The organism is Rhizobium hidalgonense (genome assembly GCF_002914525.1).
GTDB classification, from domain to species: Bacteria; Pseudomonadota; Alphaproteobacteria; order Rhizobiales; family Rhizobiaceae; genus Rhizobium; species Rhizobium hidalgonense.
Genome location: NZ_LODW01000085.1, coordinates 1 through 18,177 on the forward strand (window position 1 = coordinate 1; position 18,177 = coordinate 18,177).

Genomic DNA, 18,177 nt, shown 5'->3' on the forward strand with positions numbered 1-18,177 from the left:
TGCGCTTCGCCATCCGCGAAGGCGGCCGCACCGTCGGCGCCGGTATCGTTGCTTCGATCGTCGAGTAATCCTGGGATTACCCGAATTTCAGGAAAAACCCCGCTGGAAACGGCGGGGTTTTTTCGTTTTGATGCCTATCTGGGTGTTTAACAGGTGTTGTAAAAATATCGTTAAATTCACCCGTCACAGTATTTTGTTCATCTCACATTCAGAAACCGGTTGTGATTGGTTCATTTTAGTCCAGACTCCTTCATGCAAAGAGGAGAGCCCGGATGATTCCAAAGGCCACGTTCGTTGCGACGATATTCGCGATGTATGTTTTCACGATGTTTTTCATCGCTGCAATTCCGCAGGAGGTTGTTCAGGCAGCCGGAGTGCAGATCGGTGACGTAAGCGTCGTCAAGTGACGATTTAAGCAGTTCATCGCAGGCTTTGCGGTGATCGGAAATGACTGCCACGTGGCCCGGATAGGGAGCGCTTGGCGATGCGGGGGTGAACCCTTGCCGGACGCTCGCTTGCTCTTCGCGCGGAAGCGTCTAACTATGCCTCCGATGTGATGACGCGGAGGATATTTCCCATGAAGAAGCGAATTCTGTTTACGGGCGGTTCGGGCAAGGCAGGTCGCCACACCGTGCCGTGGCTCGTCAATGCAGGTTACGAGGTTCACAACCTCGATCTCCTGCCGCTGGACAGTCCCGGCGTCACCAATCTCATTGCCGACATCACGGACAGCGGTCAGGTCTTCAACGCGCTGTCGATGCACCGAGATTTTCCCGATCTCGATGCGGGCAGGGGCGTGCAGCCCTTCGATGCCGTCGTGCATTTCGCCGCCATTCCGCGTATTCTGATCAAGCCCGACAATGAGACTTTCCGCATCAACACGATGGGCACTTATAATGTCATCGAGGCGGCGGTGAAGCTCGGCATCAGGAAGATTATCATCGCATCCAGCGAGACGACGTATGGCGTCTGCTTCGCCGAAGGCCATCGCGATTTCCACCAGTTCCCGCTGGAGGAAGACTACGACGTCAATCCGATGGATTCCTACGGGCTTTCCAAGGTGGTGAACGAAAAGACGGCCCGCGCCTTTGCCGAGCGTTCGGGCTTCGACATCTATGCGCTGCGTATCGGCAACGTCATTGAGCCGCACGAATATGAGAGGTTCCCCACCTATTTCGCCAATCCCGAGATGCGCAAGCGCATTACCTGGAGCTATATTGACGCCCGCGATCTCGGACAGATCTGCCATCTCTGCATCGAAAAGGACGGCCTGGGCTATCAGGTCTTCAACGCCGCCAACGACACCGTCTCGGCCAACACGCCGTCGAAGGAGCTTGCCAAGCGATTCTTCCCGAACGTGCCCTTCACCCGCGAGATCGGCGAATATGAAGGCCTGCTCTCCAACCGCAAGATTCGCGAGGTGCTGGGTTTTAAAGAAGAGCACGATTGGCGGAAATATGTGAAGGTCTGAACCCTTCTCGGTGGCGGGACGGGCAAGCCGATGGCTCGCAAATGCGCAGAATGGCTTTGAAAAACGAAATTCGTGCTTGCCAATCCGCTGCCGTCGTCTTAAAGGGAGCGCCATGCTTTTCAGCAGCGATTTGCGGGTCTTGGCCCAGACGCTGAATGATCGGTATGAAGGGGTATAGCTCAGTTGGTAGAGCGGCGGTCTCCAAAACCGCAGGTCGTAAGTTCGAGCCTTACTGCCCCTGCCATTTTCCTCGTGCGGAACAGCGCGGACATGCTCGCGGCATTCCGGCCGGGGATTTATGGGCAATGACTTATTTCGTTAAACTTCGGTTTCCCTCTTGTGTATTCGGAAATCGGTGTTTATTTAGGGTTCAACAGACACGCGGTGCGTGGGGCTGATAGTTTCAGCTTTACGCGCCGTAATTGCGTGGGCAGTCGATGGCATCCAAATCCAATCCGTTTGCGTTTCTGCAGCAGGTTCGCTCCGAGACGTCCAAAGTTACATGGCCGTCGCGCCGCGAGACGATGATCTCGACGGTTATGGTGCTTGTGATGGTGGTTTTCGCCGCGCTGTTTTTCTTTGCCGCTGACCAGCTGATCGGCTGGGTTCTGAGCTTCGTGCTCAATACCGGCAACTGATACGGGTGGAGATGAAAATGGCGGCACGTTGGTACATCGTCCACGCATATTCAAATTTTGAAAAGAAGGTAGCTGAAGACATCGAGAACAAGGCTCGCCAGAAGGGGCTTGAGCACCTGTTCGAGAAGATCCTCGTGCCGACCGAAAAGGTGGTGGAAGTGCGTCGCGGCCGCAAGGTCGATTCCGAGCGCAAGTTCTTCCCGGGCTATGTCATGGTTCGTGCCAATCTGACGGACGAAGCCTATCACCTGATCAAGAATACGCCGAAGGTGACAGGTTTCCTCGGCTCCGACAATAAGCCCGTTCCGATTCCGGATCATGAGGCCGAGCGCATTCTCGGTCAGGTCCAGGAAGGTGTCGAGCGGCCGAAGGCCTCCATTACCTTCGAGATCGGCGAGCAGGTGCGTGTTTCCGACGGCCCGTTCGCGTCGTTCAACGGCACGGTTCAGGATGTGGACGAAGAGCGTTCGCGCCTGAAGGTTGAAGTGTCGATCTTTGGCCGCGCAACGCCGGTTGAGCTGGAATACGCTCAGGTCGAGAAGGTCTGATTGTATGAGATTGGAAGCTGGCCCTTGCGGCCTGTTTCCCGCGGACCTTGTCCGCACCCGCGTGGAAGGTGAGGGGTCTTAGCCGGACCCTAATGATCCGCACCACGCAACCGCAGCCGCCGGAGAGATCCGGCATCACGGGTCGGGCGACCGGCCGTTCATGAAAGGCAGAGAGATATGGCTAAGAAAGTTGCAGGCCAGCTCAAGCTTCAGGTCAAGGCAGGATCGGCAAACCCGTCCCCGCCGATTGGTCCGGCGCTTGGTCAGCGTGGCATTAACATCATGGAATTCTGCAAGGCGTTCAATGCCGCCACGCAGGAAATGGAAAAGGGTATGCCGATCCCGGTCGTCATCACCTACTACCAGGACAAGTCCTTCACCTTCGCGATGAAGCAGCCTCCGGTCAGCTACTGGCTGAAGAAGGAAGCGAAGATCACATCCGGTTCCAAGACGCCCGGCAAGGGCGCCAAGGCCGGCTCCCTCACCAAGGCTCAGATCAAGTCGATCGCAGAAGCCAAGATGAAGGATCTGAACGCAGCGGATATCGAAGGTGCAATGGCGATGATCGAGGGCTCTGCCCGCGCCATGGGCCTGGAAGTGGTGGGTTAAGATCATGGCTGGTAAGCGCACGCAGAAGATCAACGAAGGTGTTGATCCCACCAAGCTCTATGCTCTCTCCCTGGCCATCGGTATGGTCAAGGAACGGGCTGTGGCCAAGTTCGACGAAACCATCGAAGTCTCGATGAACCTCGGCGTCGACCCGCGCCATGCGGACCAGATGGTTCGCGGCGTCGTCAACCTGCCGAACGGCACCGGCCGTACGGTTCGCGTTGCTGTCTTCGCTCGTGGCGTCAAGGCTGATGAAGCCAAGGCCGCCGGTGCTGATATCGTCGGCGCTGAAGAGCTCGTCGAAATCGTCCAGGGCGGCAAAATCGAATTCGATCGCTGCATCGCCACCCCCGACATGATGCCGCTCGTCGGCCGTCTCGGTAAGGTTCTCGGACCCCGCGGCATGATGCCGAACCCGAAGGTCGGCACCGTCACCATGGATGTGGCCGGAGCCGTCAAGGCTTCCAAGGGCGGTGCTGTCGAGTTCCGCGTCGAGAAGGCTGGTATCGTCCATGCCGGCATCGGCAAGGCCTCTTTCGATGCCAAGGCTCTGGAAGAAAACATCCGCGCCTTCGCTGACGCCGTCATCAAGGCGAAGCCGGCCGGCGCCAAGGGCAACTACGTCAAGCGCGTGGCGATTTCTTCGACCATGGGCCCGGGCGTCAAGATCGAAGTCGGCTCGGTCACCGCAGCTCCGACTGCATAAGTTGATTGCCGGACCTCGGTCCGGTCACTGAAATTCCGGCCTCGCGAGGGGCCGGAATATTCCGGAGAAATCCGGAATCCTGTCCGAGATTGCAGGTGGTTTTCCCTTAATCACTTCGCCTGCATGAGACGGGTAAGACCCGAATTGCATGAAGTTCGCTTCTCGTAACTCGGTTCGAGCCTTGGATGCCTTGTGCCTCTTTAGCCTTGAATGGCGCGGGAGCGCGGGGGGACAGGATCCTCAAGCGTCGCTTGGGATCTCACATGATCCCGGGAGGCAAAGGCAACCCGGCGGGCCCGTTTTCGGTCCCGCCAACTGGAGATAGGCAGTGGAAAGAGCGGAAAAACGCGAATTCGTCACGGAACTGAGTGAAGTCTTCAAGGCTTCGGGCTCAGTTGTCGTGGCCCACTATGCTGGTGCCACAGTCGCGCAGATGAACGACTTTCGTTCGAAGATGCGTGCAGCTGGCGGCACCGTCAAAGTCGCGAAGAACCGCCTGGCCAAAATTGCCCTTCAGGGTACGGAAGCGGAAGGGATCACCGATCTCTTCAAGGGTCAGACGCTGATTGCATACAGCACCGATCCGATCACCGCTCCGAAGGTCGTCATGGATTTCGCCAAGACCAACGACAAGATCGTTGTTCTGGGCGGCGCCATGGGAACAACCACGCTCAACGCCGATGCAGTCAAGTCGCTTGCGACCCTGCCTTCGCTCGATGAGTTGCGTGCGAAGCTGCTGGGCATGATCCAGACACCGGCTACCCGCATCGCTGGAGTTGTTGCAGCACCGGCAAGCCAGCTTGCCCGCGTGTTTGCGGCCTACGCCAAGAAGGACGAAGCCGCTTAAGGCGGTTTTTCGCTGTTTATAATCAACCGGTTCGAACCGAACAAAAGGAACTAGTAAAATGGCTGATCTCGCAAAGATCGTTGACGACCTCTCCTCGCTGACCGTTCTGGAAGCTGCAGAACTGTCGAAGCTTCTCGAAGAAAAGTGGGGCGTTTCCGCTGCTGCTCCGGTAGCTGTTGCTGCCGCTGCTGGTGGTGCTGGCCCGGCTGTCGTTGAAGAAGAAAAGACCGAGTTCGACGTCATCCTCGCGGATGCCGGCGCCAACAAGATCAACGTCATCAAGGAAGTCCGCGCCATCACCGGTCTCGGCCTCAAGGAAGCCAAGGACCTCGTCGAGGCCGCTCCGAAGGCTGTCAAGGAAGGCGTTTCCAAGGCTGAAGCCGCTGACATCAAGAAGAAGCTTGAAGACGCCGGCGCCAAGGCCGACGTCAAGTAATCTTGAACTGCTTTTGGGAGGCAGTCTCGACTGCCTCCCATTTGCCGTTTTTCTGAACGAATTACCCAAAAGCCGCGTCAAACCGGCTTTTGGGTAATGGGTTCTTCAAAAGGATAGTCTCGCGCCGAGGGCAGCACAGCAATCCGAGCTGAGCGTTTTCGGGAGTCGGACGAGATTGAACTACCCATTGATTGACGGGATCGACTGGCCATCGGTTCCCGTCCGTTGCAGGCCCGGGTGCAAGATTTGAAGGAGCGACGATGGCTCAGACCCTTTCGTTCAACGGTCGCAGGCGCGTACGCAAGTTTTTTGGTAAGATCCCCGAAGTCGCAGAAATGCCGAACCTCATCGAGGTTCAGAAGGCGTCCTACGACCAGTTTTTGATGGTTGAAGAGCCGAAAGGCGGCCGGCCCGACGAAGGCCTTCAGGCCGTTTTCAAGTCGGTTTTCCCGATCACCGATTTCTCCGGCGCGTCCATGCTGGAATTTGTGTCCTACGAGTTCGAACCGCCGAAGTTCGACGTTGACGAATGCCGTCAGCGCGACCTGACCTATGCAGCACCGCTGAAGGTCACGTTGCGCCTAATCGTGTTCGATATCGACGAGGATACCGGCGCGAAGTCGATCAAGGACATCAAGGAACAGTCCGTCTACATGGGCGACATGCCGCTCATGACCAACAATGGCACGTTCATCGTCAACGGCACGGAGCGCGTCATCGTCTCCCAGATGCACCGTTCGCCGGGCGTCTTCTTCGACCACGACAAGGGCAAGAGCCATTCTTCCGGCAAGCTGCTCTTTGCTGCCCGCGTCATCCCCTATCGCGGCTCCTGGCTCGACATCGAATTCGACGCCAAGGATATCGTCTACGCCCGTATCGACCGTCGCCGTAAGATCCCTGTCACCTCGCTCCTGATGGCGCTCGGCATGGACGGCGAGGAAATCCTTGACACCTTCTACACGAAGTCGCTCTACAAGCGCGACGGCGCAGGCTGGCGCATTCCCTTCAAGCCGGAAACCCTGAAGGGTGCCAAGGCGATCACCGAGATGGTCGACGCCGATACCGGCGAAGTCGTCGTGGAGGCCGGCAAGAAGCTGACCCCGCGTCTGCTTCGCACGCTCTCCGACAAGGGCCTGAAGGCGCTGAAGGCTGCCGATGACGATCTCTATGGCAACTACCTCGCCGGCGACATCGTCAACTACTCGACGGGCGAGATCTATCTCGAAGCCGGCGACGAAATCGATGAGAAGACGCTCGGCATCATCCTGGCCAACGGTTTCGACGAGATCCCGGTTCTCGGCATCGACCACATCAATGTTGGCGCCTACATCCGCAACACGCTTACCGCCGACAAGAACGAGAACCGTCAGGACGCTCTGTTCGACATTTACCGCGTCATGCGTCCGGGTGAACCGCCGACCATGGAATCGGCCGAAGCCATGTTCAACTCGCTGTTCTTCGATGCGGAGCGTTACGACCTCTCCGCCGTCGGCCGCGTCAAGATGAACATGCGTCTCGACCTGACCGTCGAAGACACCGTCCGTATCCTGCGCAAGGACGACATTCTGGCCGTGGTCAGGATGCTGGTCGAACTGCGCGATGGCAAGGGCGAGATCGACGATATCGACAACCTCGGTAACCGTCGCGTCCGCTCGGTCGGCGAGCTGATGGAAAACCAGTACCGTCTCGGCCTGCTCCGCATGGAGCGCGCGATCAAGGAACGCATGTCCTCGATCGAGATCGACACGGTCATGCCGCAGGATCTGATCAACGCCAAGCCGGCGGCTGCCGCCGTTCGCGAGTTCTTCGGTTCCTCGCAGCTCTCGCAGTTCATGGACCAGGTCAACCCGCTCTCGGAAATCACCCACAAGCGTCGTCTTTCGGCTCTTGGCCCGGGCGGTCTGACCCGTGAGCGCGCCGGCTTCGAAGTCCGCGACGTGCATCCGACCCACTACGGCCGTATTTGCCCGATCGAAACGCCGGAAGGCCCGAACATCGGTCTGATCAACTCGCTTGCGACCTTTGCCCGCGTCAACAAGTACGGCTTCATCGAAAGCCCGTACCGCCGTATCGTCGACGGCAAGGTGACGAGCGACGTGCTCTACCTCTCCGCCATGGAAGAGGCGAAGTATTACGTCGCCCAGGCCAACGCCGAAATGAACGCCGACGGCTCCTTCGTCGACGAGTTCGTCGTCTGCCGTCATGCCGGCGAAGTCATGCTCGCGCCCCGCGACAGTATGAACCTGATGGACGTTTCGCCGAAGCAGGTCGTTTCGGTCGCAGCCGCGCTCATCCCGTTCCTGGAAAACGACGACGCCAACCGCGCCCTCATGGGCTCGAACATGCAGCGTCAGGCCGTGCCGCTGCTGCGTGCCGAAGCCCCGTTCGTCGGTACCGGCATGGAGCCGGTCGTTGCCCGCGACTCAGGTGCTGCCATCGGCGCCCGCCGCGGCGGCGTGGTCGACCAGGTCGACGCGACGCGTATCGTTATCCGCGCCACTGAAGACCTCGAAGCCGGCAAATCCGGCGTCGATATCTACCGCCTGCAGAAGTTCCAGCGTTCGAACCAGAACACCTGCGTCAACCAGCGTCCGCTGGTCACCGTCGGTGACGAGGTCAACCGCGGCGACATCCTCGCCGACGGCCCGTCGACCGATCTCGGCGACCTGGCGCTCGGCCGCAACGCGCTCGTCGCGTTCATGCCCTGGAACGGCTACAACTACGAAGACTCGATCCTGCTCTCCGAGCGTATCGTTGCCGACGACGTGTTCACCTCCATCCACATCGAGGAATTCGAAGTGATGGCGCGCGACACCAAGCTTGGTCCTGAGGAAATCACCCGCGACATTCCGAACGTTTCGGAAGAAGCGCTCAAAAATCTCGACGAAGCCGGCATCGTCTATATCGGCGCCGAAGTTCAGCCGGGCGATATCCTCGTCGGCAAGATCACCCCGAAGGGCGAAAGCCCGATGACGCCGGAAGAAAAGCTTCTGCGCGCCATCTTCGGCGAAAAGGCCTCCGACGTGCGCGATACCTCCATGCGCATGCCGCCCGGCACTTACGGCACGATCGTCGAAGTTCGCGTCTTCAACCGCCATGGCGTCGAGAAGGACGAGCGCGCGATGGCAATTGAGCGCGAAGAGATCGAGCGTCTTGCCAAGGACCGCGACGACGAGCAGGCGATCCTCGACCGTAACGTCTACGGCCGTCTGATCGAAATGCTGCGCGGCCAGGCTTCCATCGCCGGCCCGAAGGGCTTCAAGAAGGGCACCGAGCTTTCGAACGCCGTCGTCTCCGAATATCCCCGCTCGCAGTGGTGGATGTTCGCGGTCGAAGACGAGAAGGTTCAGAGCGAGCTTGAAGCGCTCCGCGGCCAGTACGACGAATCCAAGTCGCGCCTTGAACAGCGCTTTATGGATAAGGTCGAGAAGGTCCAGCGCGGCGATGAAATGCCTCCTGGCGTCATGAAGATGGTCAAGGTCTTCGTCGCTGTGAAGCGCAAGATCCAGCCGGGCGACAAGATGGCCGGCCGACATGGGAACAAGGGCGTCGTTTCGCGCATTGTGCCTGTCGAGGACATGCCGTTCCTCGAAGACGGCACGCATGTCGACGTCGTTCTGAACCCGCTCGGCGTTCCCTCGCGCATGAACGTCGGCCAGATCCTTGAAACCCACCTGGGTTGGGCTTGCGCCGGCATGGGTCGCCAGATCGGCGAACTGATCGAGGCATACAAGGCCAATGGCAACATCGAGCCGCTGCGCAAGACCATCGGCGATGTCGTCGGTGACGGTCCGAAGGCCGAACAGGTCCACGAGTTCGACGACGAATCTGTTCTGCGTCTTGCCGACCAGTGGAAGCGCGGCGTTTCGATTGCGACGCCTGTCTTCGACGGTGCTCACGAAGGCGACGTCAACGACATGCTTCGTCTGGCAGGTCTCAAGGATACCGGTCAGTCGACGCTTTATGATGGCCGTACCGGCGAGCAGTTCGACCGCCAGGTCACCGTGGGCTACATCTACATGCTGAAGCTCAACCACCTGGTCGACGACAAGATCCATGCCCGTTCGATCGGTCCTTACTCGCTCGTGACCCAGCAGCCGCTGGGTGGCAAGGCGCAGTTCGGCGGCCAGCGCTTCGGCGAAATGGAAGTCTGGGCGCTCGAAGCATACGGCGCGGCCTACACGCTGCAGGAAATGCTGACGGTGAAGTCGGACGACGTCGCCGGCCGCACCAAGGTCTACGAAGCCATCGTCCGCGGAGACGACACGTTCGAAGCCGGTATTCCGGAAAGCTTCAACGTTCTCGTCAAGGAAATGCGCTCGCTGGGCCTTAGCGTCGAGCTCGAAAACACCAAGCTTGACGAGGCGCAGGCAGCTCAGCTGCCCGACGCGGCCGAGTAAGCAGTTGATAGGGCGTGCGCTGCCAATGCGGCGCACGCCGGTCCCGCCGGGCGCCGTATCCGTATCGGCCCTGCAGGGAAGTTTCGCCGCATCTTGCGGTTATTCTCGTTTAAGCGAGGGAGGCGGCTCCCGGGAATTTGCCGCCGTCCATCGCATTTTGAGGGCGCTTTAGCCCATGAAGGAGACAGGCATGAACCAAGAGGTCATGAATCTTTTCAATCCGCAGGTGCCTGCACAGAATTTCGATTCCATTCGGATTTCGATCGCGTCGCCGGAGAAGATCCTCTCCTGGTCCTACGGTGAGATCAAGAAGCCGGAAACCATCAACTACCGCACGTTCAAGCCGGAACGCGACGGTCTGTTCTGCGCGCGCATCTTCGGGCCCATCAAGGACTACGAATGCCTGTGCGGCAAGTACAAGCGCATGAAGTACAAGGGCATCATCTGCGAAAAGTGCGGCGTCGAAGTCACGCTGTCGCGCGTTCGCCGTGAGCGCATGGGCCATATCGAGCTCGCCGCTCCCGTTGCCCACATCTGGTTCCTGAAGTCGCTGCCGTCGCGCATCTCGACGCTGCTCGACATGACGCTGAAGGATGTCGAACGCGTCCTCTATTTCGAAAACTACATCGTCACCGAGCCGGGCCTGACTGCCCTCAAGGAGCACCAGCTCCTCTCGGAAGAAGAGTATATGCTCGCCGTTGACGAATACGGCGAAGACCAGTTCACCGCGATGATCGGCGCTGAGGCGATCTACGAGATGCTGGCCTCGATGAACCTCGAAAAGATCGCTGGCGACCTGCGCGCCGAGCTTGCCGACACCACGTCGGATCTCAAGCAGAAAAAGCTGATGAAGCGCCTGAAGATCGTCGAGAACTTCATGGAGTCGGGCAACCGTCCGGAATGGATGATCATGAAGGTCGTTCCGGTCATCCCGCCGGACCTGCGTCCGCTGGTTCCGCTCGACGGCGGCCGTTTCGCGACCTCGGACCTGAACGATCTCTACCGCCGCGTCATCAACCGTAACAACCGTCTGAAGCGCCTGATCGAGCTTCGTGCGCCTGGCATCATCATCCGCAACGAAAAGCGCATGCTGCAGGAATCGGTTGACGCGCTGTTCGACAACGGCCGTCGCGGCCGCGTCATCACCGGCGCCAACAAGCGTCCGCTGAAGTCGCTCTCCGACATGCTGAAGGGCAAGCAGGGACGCTTCCGCCAGAACCTGCTCGGCAAGCGCGTCGACTATTCCGGCCGTTCGGTTATCGTCACCGGCCCGGAACTGAAGCTGCACCAGTGCGGTCTGCCGAAGAAGATGGCGCTCGAGCTCTTCAAGCCGTTCATCTATGCCCGCCTCGACGCCAAGGGTTATTCCTCGACCGTCAAGCAGGCCAAGAAGCTGGTCGAAAAGGAAAAGCCCGAAGTCTGGGATATCCTCGATGAGGTTATCCGCGAGCATCCGGTTCTCCTGAACCGCGCACCGACGCTGCACCGCCTGGGCATCCAGGCCTTCGAACCCACCCTGGTCGAAGGCAAGGCGATCCAGCTGCATCCGCTCGTCTGCACGGCCTTCAACGCCGACTTCGACGGTGACCAGATGGCCGTTCACGTGCCGCTGTCGCTCGAAGCCCAGCTCGAAGCCCGCGTGCTGATGATGTCCACCAACAACATCCTGCATCCGGCCAACGGCGCGCCGATCATCGTTCCCTCGCAGGACATGGTTCTCGGCCTCTATTACCTGTCGATCCTGAACCAGAACGAGCCGGGCGAAGGCATGGCCTTCTCCGATCTCGGCGAGCTGCATCACGCCCTCGAAAGCAAGGTCGTGACACTGCACACCAAGATCCGCGGCCGTTTCAAGTCGGTCGACGAGGATGGCAAGCCCTACTCGAAGATCTATGAGACGACGCCTGGCCGTCTGCTCATCGGCGAACTGCTGCCGAAGAACGGCAAGGTTCCCTTCGACATCTGCAACCAGGAAATGACCAAGAAGAACATCTCCAAGATGATCGACACGGTCTACCGTCACTGCGGCCAGAAGGACACGGTCATCTTCTGCGACCGCATCATGCAGCTCGGCTTCTCCCATGCCTGCCGCGCCGGCATTTCGTTCGGCAAGGACGACATGGTCATTCCGGATGCCAAGGCCAAGATCGTTGCCGACACCGAAAGCCTGGTGAAGGAATACGAGCAGCAGTATAATGACGGCCTGATCACCCAGGGCGAAAAGTACAACAAGGTTGTCGACGCCTGGGGCAAAGCCACCGAAAAGGTCGCCGAAGAGATGATGGCCCGCATTAAGGCGGTCGAATTCGACGACAAGACCGGTCGTCAGAAGCCGATGAACTCGATCTACATGATGAGCCATTCCGGCGCCCGCGGTTCTCCGAACCAGATGCGTCAGCTGGGCGGCATGCGCGGCCTCATGGCCAAGCCGTCGGGTGAAATCATCGAGACCCCGATCATCTCGAACTTCAAGGAAGGCCTGACCGTCAACGAGTACTTCAACTCGACGCACGGCGCCCGCAAGGGGCTGGCAGACACCGCCTTGAAGACCGCCAACTCCGGCTACCTGACCCGCCGTCTTGTCGACGTCGCGCAGGATTGCATCGTCACGCACGTCGATTGCGGCACTGAAACCGGCCTCACCATGACCGCCATCGTCGATGCCGGTCAGGTGGTTGCCTCGCTCGGCGCCCGCATCCTCGGCCGCACGGCGCTCGATGACATCGATCATCCGGTCACGGGTGAGCGCATCGTCGATGCCGGCAAGATGATCCTCGAGCCCGATGTCATCGAGATCGAGAAGGCCGGTATCCAGTCGATCCGCATCCGGTCGGCGCTGACCTGCGAAATCCAGACGGGCGTCTGCTCGGTCTGCTACGGCCGCGACCTGGCCCGTGGTACGCCTGTCAATATGGGCGAAGCCGTCGGCGTCATCGCGGCTCAGTCGATCGGCGAGCCGGGCACCCAGCTCACCATGCGAACCTTCCACCTTGGCGGTACGGCCACCGTGGTCGACCAGTCGTTCCTGGAAGCCTCGTACGAAGGTACGGTGCAGATCAAGAACCGCAACATCCTGCGCAACTCCGATGGCAACCTTGTTGCCATGGGCCGCAACATGACCGTCCAGATCCTGGACGAGCGTGGCGTGGAACGGTCTTCGCAGCGTGTGGCCTACGGTTCGAAGCTGCATGTCGACGAAGGCGACAAGGTCAAGCGCGGCCAGCGTCTGGCGGAGTGGGATCCTTATACCCGTCCGATGATGACCGAAGTGGCTGGTACCGTTCAGTTCGAAGACCTGGTCGACGGTCTCTCCGTTCTGGAAGCAACCGACGAATCCACCGGCATCACCAAGCGTCAGGTCATCGACTGGCGTTCGACCCCGCGCGGTTCGGACCTCAAGCCGGCGATCGTCATCAAGGATGCCAGCGGCAATGTCGCCAAGCTTTCGCGTGGTGGTGACGCCCGCTTCCTGCTCTCGGTCGATGCGATCCTGTCGGTCGAGCCAGGCACCAAGGTCTCCCAGGGTGACGTGCTTGCGCGTTCGCCGCTGGAAAGCGCCAAGACCAAGGACATCACCGGTGGTCTGCCGCGTGTTGCCGAGCTCTTCGAAGCCCGCCGTCCGAAGGACCACGCCATCATCGCAGAGATCGATGGTACGATCCGCCTCGGCCGCGACTACAAGAACAAGCGCCGCGTCATCATCGAGCCGGCGGAAGACGGTGTCGAGCCTGTCGAATACCTGATCCCGAAGGGCAAGCCTTTCCACCTTCAGGAAGGTGACTATATCGAAAAGGGTGACTACATCCTCGACGGTAACCCGGCTCCGCACGACATCCTGGCGATCAAGGGCGTCGAGGCTCTGGCCTCCTACCTCGTCAACGAGATCCAGGAAGTCTACCGCCTGCAGGGCGTTGTCATCAACGACAAGCACATCGAGGTGATTGTCCGTCAGATGCTGCAGAAGGTGGAGATCACCGATGCAGGCGACTCGACCTATATCGTCGGCGACAATGTCGACCGGATCGAGCTCGAAGACGTCAACGATCACCTGATCGAACAGGGCAAGAAGCCCGCCTATGGCGATCCGGTTCTTCTCGGCATCACCAAGGCGTCGCTGCAGACCCCGTCCTTCATCTCGGCCGCATCCTTCCAGGAAACGACCAAGGTGCTGACGGAAGCTGCGATCGCCGGCAAGACCGACGGTCTGCAGGGTCTGAAGGAAAACGTCATCGTCGGCCGCCTCATCCCGGCCGGCACTGGCGGCACCATGACCCAGATCCGCCGTATCGCTACGTCGCGCGACGAGCTGATCCTCGAAGAGCGCCGCAAGGGCTCCGGTGCTGCCGTTGCCACGCCGATGCTGCAGGACATGGCCGAAAAGGCTCCGGCTGCGGAATAATCCGCAGCTGAAGTCCACCAATTGAAAAACCGCCCGGAGCGATCCGGGCGGTTTTTGTTTTGGTCGGTGTTGGTTGGTCCGGGGCAGGGAAGGCGCTCATTCCACTTATGCTGCTTTGGCGACCGGCAGCCTAAGTGGCGGCGCCCTTCAGTTGAACCGGATGATCGCGACCTCGCCGTCGACCGCACCCTGGTAGGCAGAGGCGTGCGGCTCTTCGGCAGGCACCTCGGTCAGCATGCCGATCTGGTCGAGATCGGCCTCGATGAAGCCTTCCTCGGCAAGCGCGTTCAAGGCCTCGCGCACGGCCGTGTCGTCGTCGGGCGCCTTCAGCATGATGTGCAGGTCGATGCCCTCGCTGTCGTCGGACTCATAGCCCTTGCCGATAATGATGAAGATCATCGGGCCATCGAAATTATTGTCGTTATCGGGTGTCGTAATCATCGCCTGTCCTTCGGCTCTTTGACGATTCGGTCGCTCGAATCCTGCTGTGAGGGCCGCACGCCGCAATTGCTGATTCCTTAACTGCTTTTGCCGCGATGCCCAAGTTTTTATCTTGGTGCACGGCTGCCATTTCGTCTAGAAGGATGAAATCAGGGCGTTAGGCCCGCAGATCAAGGCGATACGGCGAGTTTATTTCTTAACCGGCCTTGACGAGAGGGGTGGAAACCAGTAGTACCCCGGCCATCAGATCCCATGTGAGGCTTGGCTGTTCGGGGCGACGCGCCCTGAAGTTCACCTCAAACAAGGTTCTAAACGCACGTTGAAGTCATGATGCTGCACGCACGACGCATTTTTTATGCGTCCTCTGCTCCTTGTGGTCCATCTGCGGAAGCGGATCGGGCCATATTTTGCGCATTGACGGAAAGCATGCGTCACTGCCGGAGACGGCGCGAGTTCAAGCCCGCAAGGGTACTGAGATAAAACGTAAGGGATGGTTGAATGCCTACCGTAAACCAGCTGATCCGCAAGCCTCGCCAGGCGAACGTAAAGCGTAACAAGGTTCCCGCACTCCAGGAGAACCCGCAGAAGCGCGGCGTTTGCACGCGCGTCTATACGACGACGCCGAAGAAGCCGAACTCGGCTCTGCGTAAGGTCGCAAAGATCCGCCTGACCAACGGCTTCGAAGTCATTGGTTACATCCCCGGCGAAGGTCACAACCTTCAGGAACACTCTGTCGTCATGATCCGTGGCGGCCGCGTCAAGGACCTTCCGGGTGTCCGTTATCACATCATCCGCGGCGTTCTCGATACCCAGGGTGTCAAGAACCGCAAGCAGCGCCGCTCCAAGTACGGTGCGAAGCGTCCGAAGTAATTCGGTTTTGAATAATCCGGCGCTGCGCGAGGTCCTCCGCGTGATGAAGCGCCTTAACGGTTGAAGAGACGAAAAGTATGTCCAGACGTCATAAAGCAGAAAAGCGCGAGATCAATCCGGATCCGAAGTTCGGCGACCTCGTCGTCACCAAGTTCATGAATGCCATCATGCTCGACGGCAAGAAGTCCGTTGCTGAAAACATCGTCTATGGCGCCTTCGACGTCGTCCAGGGCAAGTCCAAGCAGGAGCCGCTCACGGTATTCCATTCTGCGCTCGACAACATTGCCCCGCACGTTGAAGTTCGCTCGCGCCGCGTCGGTGGTGCGACCTATCAGGTCCCGGTTGATGTTCGTCCGGAGCGCCGCCAGGCTCTCGCCATTCGCTGGCTGATTGCTGCTGCCCGTAAGCGTAATGAAACCACCATGATCGATCGCCTGTCAGGCGAACTGCTCGATGCGTCCAACAACCGCGGCTCCGCCGTCAAGAAGCGCGAAGACACGCACAAGATGGCTGACGCCAACCGTGCGTTCTCGCACTATCGCTGGTAATTCCGAACGGTATCGAAAGGCAGTCCACAATGGCTCGCGAATATAAGATCGAAGACTACCGTAATTTCGGTATCATGGCGCATATCGACGCCGGCAAGACCACGACCACCGAGCGTATTCTTTATTACACCGGCAAGTCGCACAAGATCGGCGAAGTCCACGACGGCGCAGCCACCATGGACTGGATGGAGCAGGAGCAGGAGCGTGGCATCACGATCACCTCCGCTGCCACCACGACCTTCTGGAAGGGCCGTGACGGCAAGATGCGCCGCTTCAACATCATCGACACCCCCGGCCACGTCGACTTCACCATCGAAGTCGAGCGTTCGCTGCGCGTTCTCGACGGCGCCATCGCGCTGCTCGATGCCAACGCCGGTGTTGAGCCGCAGACGGAGACCGTCTGGCGTCAGGCCGAGAAGTACAATGTCCCGCGGATGATCTTCTGCAACAAGATGGACAAGACAGGCGCTGACTTCTACCGCTCCGTCGAGATGATCAAGACCCGTCTCGGCGCAACGGCTGTCGTCATGCAGCTGCCGATCGGTGCGGAAACCGAATTCAAGGGCGTCATCGACCTGATCGAGATGAACGCTCTCATCTGGCGCGACGAGTCGCTCGGCGCCCAGTGGGATGTCGTCGAGATCCCCGAGGACATGAAGGCCAAGGCTGAAGAATACCGCGAAAAGCTGATCGAAACGGTTGTCGACATCGACGAAGCCGCGATGGAAGCCTATCTCGAAGGCATTCTGCCCGACAACGATCAGATCCGTGCGCTGGTTCGCCGCGGCACGATCGACGTCAAGTTCCATCCGATGTTCTGTGGCACCGCCTTCAAGAACAAGGGCGTACAGCCGCTGCTCGACGCCGTTGTCGACTACCTGCCGTCGCCGATGGACATCCCGGCGATCAAGGGCATCGACTTCAAGACGGAAGCTGACATCGAGCGTCATGCCGACGACAGCGAGCCGCTTTCCATGCTCGCCTTCAAGATCATGAACGACCCCTTCGTCGGTTCGCTGACCTTCGCCCGCATCTACTCCGGCAAGCTCGAAAAGGGCGCGTCGGTCATGAACACGGTCAAGGACAAGCGCGAGCGCGTCGGCCGCATGCTGCAGATGCACTCCAACTCGCGTGAAGACATCGAAGAAGCCTTCGCAGGCGACATCGTCGCTCTCGCTGGCCTCAAGGAAACCACGACCGGCGACACGCTCTGCGATCCGCTGAAGCCGGTTATCCTCGAGCGTATGGAATTCCCCGAGCCGGTCATCCAGATCGCCATCGAGCCGAAGACCAAGGGCGACCAGGAAAAGATGGGCCTCGCGCTCAACCGCCTGGCTGCTGAGGATCCGTCCTTCCGCGTCAAGACCGACCAGGAATCCGGCCAGACCATCATCGCCGGCATGGGCGAACTGCATCTCGACATCATCGTCGACCGCATGCGTCGTGAATTCAAGGTCGAAGCAACCGTCGGTGCGCCGCAGGTTGCCTACCGCGAAACCATCACGCGCCAGCACGAAGAAGACTACACGCACAAGAAGCAGTCTGGCGGTACCGGCCAGTTCGCGCGTGTCAAGATCGTCTTCGAACCGAACCCGGAAGGCGACGAATTCAAGTTCGAATCGAAGATCGTCGGTGGTTCCGTCCCGAAGGAATACATCCCCGGCGTCCAGAAGGGCATCGAAAGCGTCCTGTCTTCGGGTCCGCTTGCTGGCTTCCCGATGCTCGGCGTCAAGGCGACCCTCATCGACGGCGCCTTCCACGACGTCGACTCCTCGGTTCTCGCCTTCGAAATCGCATCGCGTGCCTGCTTCCGTGAAGCAGCCAAGAAGGCTGGCGCTCAGCTGCTCGAGCCGATGATGAAGGTCGAAGTCGTTACCCCGGAAGATTATGTCGGCGACGTCATCGGCGACCTGAACTCCCGTCGCGGTCAGATCCAGGGCCAGGAAAGCCGTGGTATCGCTGTCGTCATCAACGCGAACGTGCCGCTCGCGAACATGTTCAAGTACGTCGACAACCTGCGCTCCATGTCTCAGGGCCGCGCCCAGTACACGATGACCTTCGATCACTATTCGCCGGTCCCGTCGAACGTCGCAACAGAAATCCAGGCAAAGTATTCCGGTCAGAAGTGACCGGAATACCAATTGACCGATAACAAGAATTAGATCCCCTCGGGGACTAGCAAAATGGAGAGCCGAAAATGGCAAAGAGTAAGTTTGAGCGCAACAAGCCGCACGTCAACATCGGCACGATCGGCCACGTTGACC

Annotated in this window: 14 protein-coding genes, 1 tRNA gene and 1 pseudogene; 15 read left to right on the forward strand and 1 reads right to left on the reverse strand. The window is 59.4% G+C overall.

The window, feature by feature from the left end; all coding sequences use genetic code 11:
- The first annotated feature begins 272 nt into the window (after nucleotides 1-272).
- The 11 genes from ATY29_RS38210 to rpoC all read left to right on the forward strand — a co-directional run bounded on the left by ATY29_RS38210 (nucleotide 273) and on the right by rpoC (nucleotide 14,054).
- A complete protein-coding gene (locus ATY29_RS38210; protein WP_003573829.1) occupies nucleotides 273-407 on the forward strand; it encodes a hypothetical protein in 135 nt (44 codons plus the stop codon).
- A 170-nt stretch (nucleotides 408-577) separates the two neighbouring features.
- Nucleotides 578-1,471, forward strand: coding sequence for an NAD-dependent epimerase/dehydratase family protein (locus ATY29_RS27075; protein ID WP_003573828.1), 894 nt, complete (start codon nucleotides 578-580; stop codon nucleotides 1,469-1,471).
- A 168-nt stretch (nucleotides 1,472-1,639) separates the two neighbouring features.
- Nucleotides 1,640-1,715, forward strand: a tRNA-Trp gene (locus tag ATY29_RS27080).
- Between the two features lie 193 nt (nucleotides 1,716-1,908).
- The gene (secE, locus tag ATY29_RS27085; protein WP_003573826.1) at nucleotides 1,909-2,109 is read left to right on the forward strand and encodes a preprotein translocase subunit SecE; all 201 of its coding nucleotides are present in this window, start codon (nucleotides 1,909-1,911) and stop codon (nucleotides 2,107-2,109) included.
- Between the two features lie 17 nt (nucleotides 2,110-2,126).
- Nucleotides 2,127-2,657 (forward strand): transcription termination/antitermination protein NusG, encoded by a 531-nt coding sequence (nusG, locus tag ATY29_RS27090; RefSeq protein ID WP_003573823.1) that lies wholly within the window; start codon nucleotides 2,127-2,129, stop codon nucleotides 2,655-2,657.
- 177 nt (nucleotides 2,658-2,834) lie between these two features.
- The gene (rplK, locus tag ATY29_RS27095; protein ID WP_003547518.1) at nucleotides 2,835-3,266 is read left to right on the forward strand and encodes a 50S ribosomal protein L11; all 432 of its coding nucleotides are present in this window, start codon (nucleotides 2,835-2,837) and stop codon (nucleotides 3,264-3,266) included.
- A gap of 4 nt (nucleotides 3,267-3,270) precedes the next feature.
- Entirely contained in the window at nucleotides 3,271-3,972 is a 702-nt protein-coding gene (gene rplA / locus ATY29_RS27100) for a 50S ribosomal protein L1 (RefSeq protein WP_003573821.1), read from the forward strand.
- Nucleotides 3,973-4,300: 328 nt separating this feature from the next.
- Nucleotides 4,301-4,819 (forward strand): 50S ribosomal protein L10, encoded by a 519-nt coding sequence (gene rplJ / locus ATY29_RS27105; protein ID WP_003573819.1) that lies wholly within the window; start codon nucleotides 4,301-4,303, stop codon nucleotides 4,817-4,819.
- 58 nt (nucleotides 4,820-4,877) lie between these two features.
- Nucleotides 4,878-5,255 (forward strand): 50S ribosomal protein L7/L12, encoded by a 378-nt coding sequence (gene rplL / locus ATY29_RS27110; protein WP_003573814.1) that lies wholly within the window; start codon nucleotides 4,878-4,880, stop codon nucleotides 5,253-5,255.
- Between the two features lie 260 nt (nucleotides 5,256-5,515).
- Entirely contained in the window at nucleotides 5,516-9,655 is a 4,140-nt protein-coding gene (rpoB, locus tag ATY29_RS27115; RefSeq protein WP_003573813.1) for a DNA-directed RNA polymerase subunit beta, read from the forward strand.
- A 190-nt stretch (nucleotides 9,656-9,845) separates the two neighbouring features.
- Nucleotides 9,846-14,054 carry a DNA-directed RNA polymerase subunit beta' gene (gene rpoC / locus ATY29_RS27120; protein WP_003573811.1) on the forward strand — a complete coding sequence of 1,403 codons (4,209 nt, stop codon included), beginning with the start codon at nucleotides 9,846-9,848 and terminating at the stop codon, nucleotides 14,052-14,054.
- A 147-nt stretch (nucleotides 14,055-14,201) separates the two neighbouring features.
- On the opposite strand, the gene ATY29_RS27125 is transcribed toward rpoC, so the two are convergent.
- On the reverse strand, nucleotides 14,202-14,495 hold the full coding sequence (locus ATY29_RS27125) for a hypothetical protein (RefSeq protein WP_003573810.1): 294 nt from the start codon (nucleotides 14,493-14,495) through the stop codon (nucleotides 14,202-14,204).
- Nucleotides 14,496-14,993: 498 nt separating this feature from the next.
- Between ATY29_RS27125 and rpsL the strand changes: the two genes are divergently transcribed.
- From rpsL to ATY29_RS37270, 4 genes and pseudogenes are all read left to right on the forward strand, one after another.
- Nucleotides 14,994-15,365: a 30S ribosomal protein S12 gene (gene rpsL, locus ATY29_RS27130; RefSeq protein ID WP_003547537.1), complete on the forward strand. Its 372-nt coding sequence runs from the start codon at nucleotides 14,994-14,996 to the stop codon at nucleotides 15,363-15,365.
- A gap of 77 nt (nucleotides 15,366-15,442) precedes the next feature.
- Nucleotides 15,443-15,913: a 30S ribosomal protein S7 gene (gene rpsG, locus ATY29_RS27135; RefSeq protein ID WP_003573807.1), complete on the forward strand. Its 471-nt coding sequence runs from the start codon at nucleotides 15,443-15,445 to the stop codon at nucleotides 15,911-15,913.
- 29 nt (nucleotides 15,914-15,942) lie between these two features.
- A complete protein-coding gene (gene fusA, locus ATY29_RS27140; protein ID WP_003573805.1) occupies nucleotides 15,943-18,042 on the forward strand; it encodes an elongation factor G in 2,100 nt (699 codons plus the stop codon).
- 68 nt (nucleotides 18,043-18,110) lie between these two features.
- Nucleotides 18,111-18,177: pseudogene (locus tag ATY29_RS37270) on the forward strand (GTP-binding protein); the annotation flags it as partial.

Bases quoted from the DNA above. Each gene is read 5' to 3' on its own strand.
- ATY29_RS38210 (WP_003573829.1), top strand. From the start codon at position 273: ATGATTCCAAAGGCCACGTTCGTTGCGACGATATTCGCGATGTATGTT.
- ATY29_RS27075 (WP_003573828.1), top strand. From the start codon at position 578: ATGAAGAAGCGAATTCTGTTTACGGGCGGTTCGGGCAAGGCAGGTCGC.
- secE (WP_003573826.1), top strand. From the start codon at position 1,909: ATGGCATCCAAATCCAATCCGTTTGCGTTTCTGCAGCAGGTTCGCTCC.
- nusG (WP_003573823.1), top strand. From the start codon at position 2,127: ATGGCGGCACGTTGGTACATCGTCCACGCATATTCAAATTTTGAAAAG.
- rplK (WP_003547518.1), top strand. From the start codon at position 2,835: ATGGCTAAGAAAGTTGCAGGCCAGCTCAAGCTTCAGGTCAAGGCAGGA.
- rplA (WP_003573821.1), top strand. From the start codon at position 3,271: ATGGCTGGTAAGCGCACGCAGAAGATCAACGAAGGTGTTGATCCCACC.
- rplL (WP_003573814.1), top strand. From the start codon at position 4,878: ATGGCTGATCTCGCAAAGATCGTTGACGACCTCTCCTCGCTGACCGTT.
- rpoB (WP_003573813.1), top strand. From the start codon at position 5,516: ATGGCTCAGACCCTTTCGTTCAACGGTCGCAGGCGCGTACGCAAGTTT.
- rpoC (WP_003573811.1), top strand. From the start codon at position 9,846: ATGAACCAAGAGGTCATGAATCTTTTCAATCCGCAGGTGCCTGCACAG.
- ATY29_RS27125 (WP_003573810.1), bottom strand. From the start codon at position 14,495: ATGATTACGACACCCGATAACGACAATAATTTCGATGGCCCGATGATC.
- rpsL (WP_003547537.1), top strand. From the start codon at position 14,994: ATGCCTACCGTAAACCAGCTGATCCGCAAGCCTCGCCAGGCGAACGTA.
- rpsG (WP_003573807.1), top strand. From the start codon at position 15,443: ATGTCCAGACGTCATAAAGCAGAAAAGCGCGAGATCAATCCGGATCCG.
- fusA (WP_003573805.1), top strand. From the start codon at position 15,943: ATGGCTCGCGAATATAAGATCGAAGACTACCGTAATTTCGGTATCATG.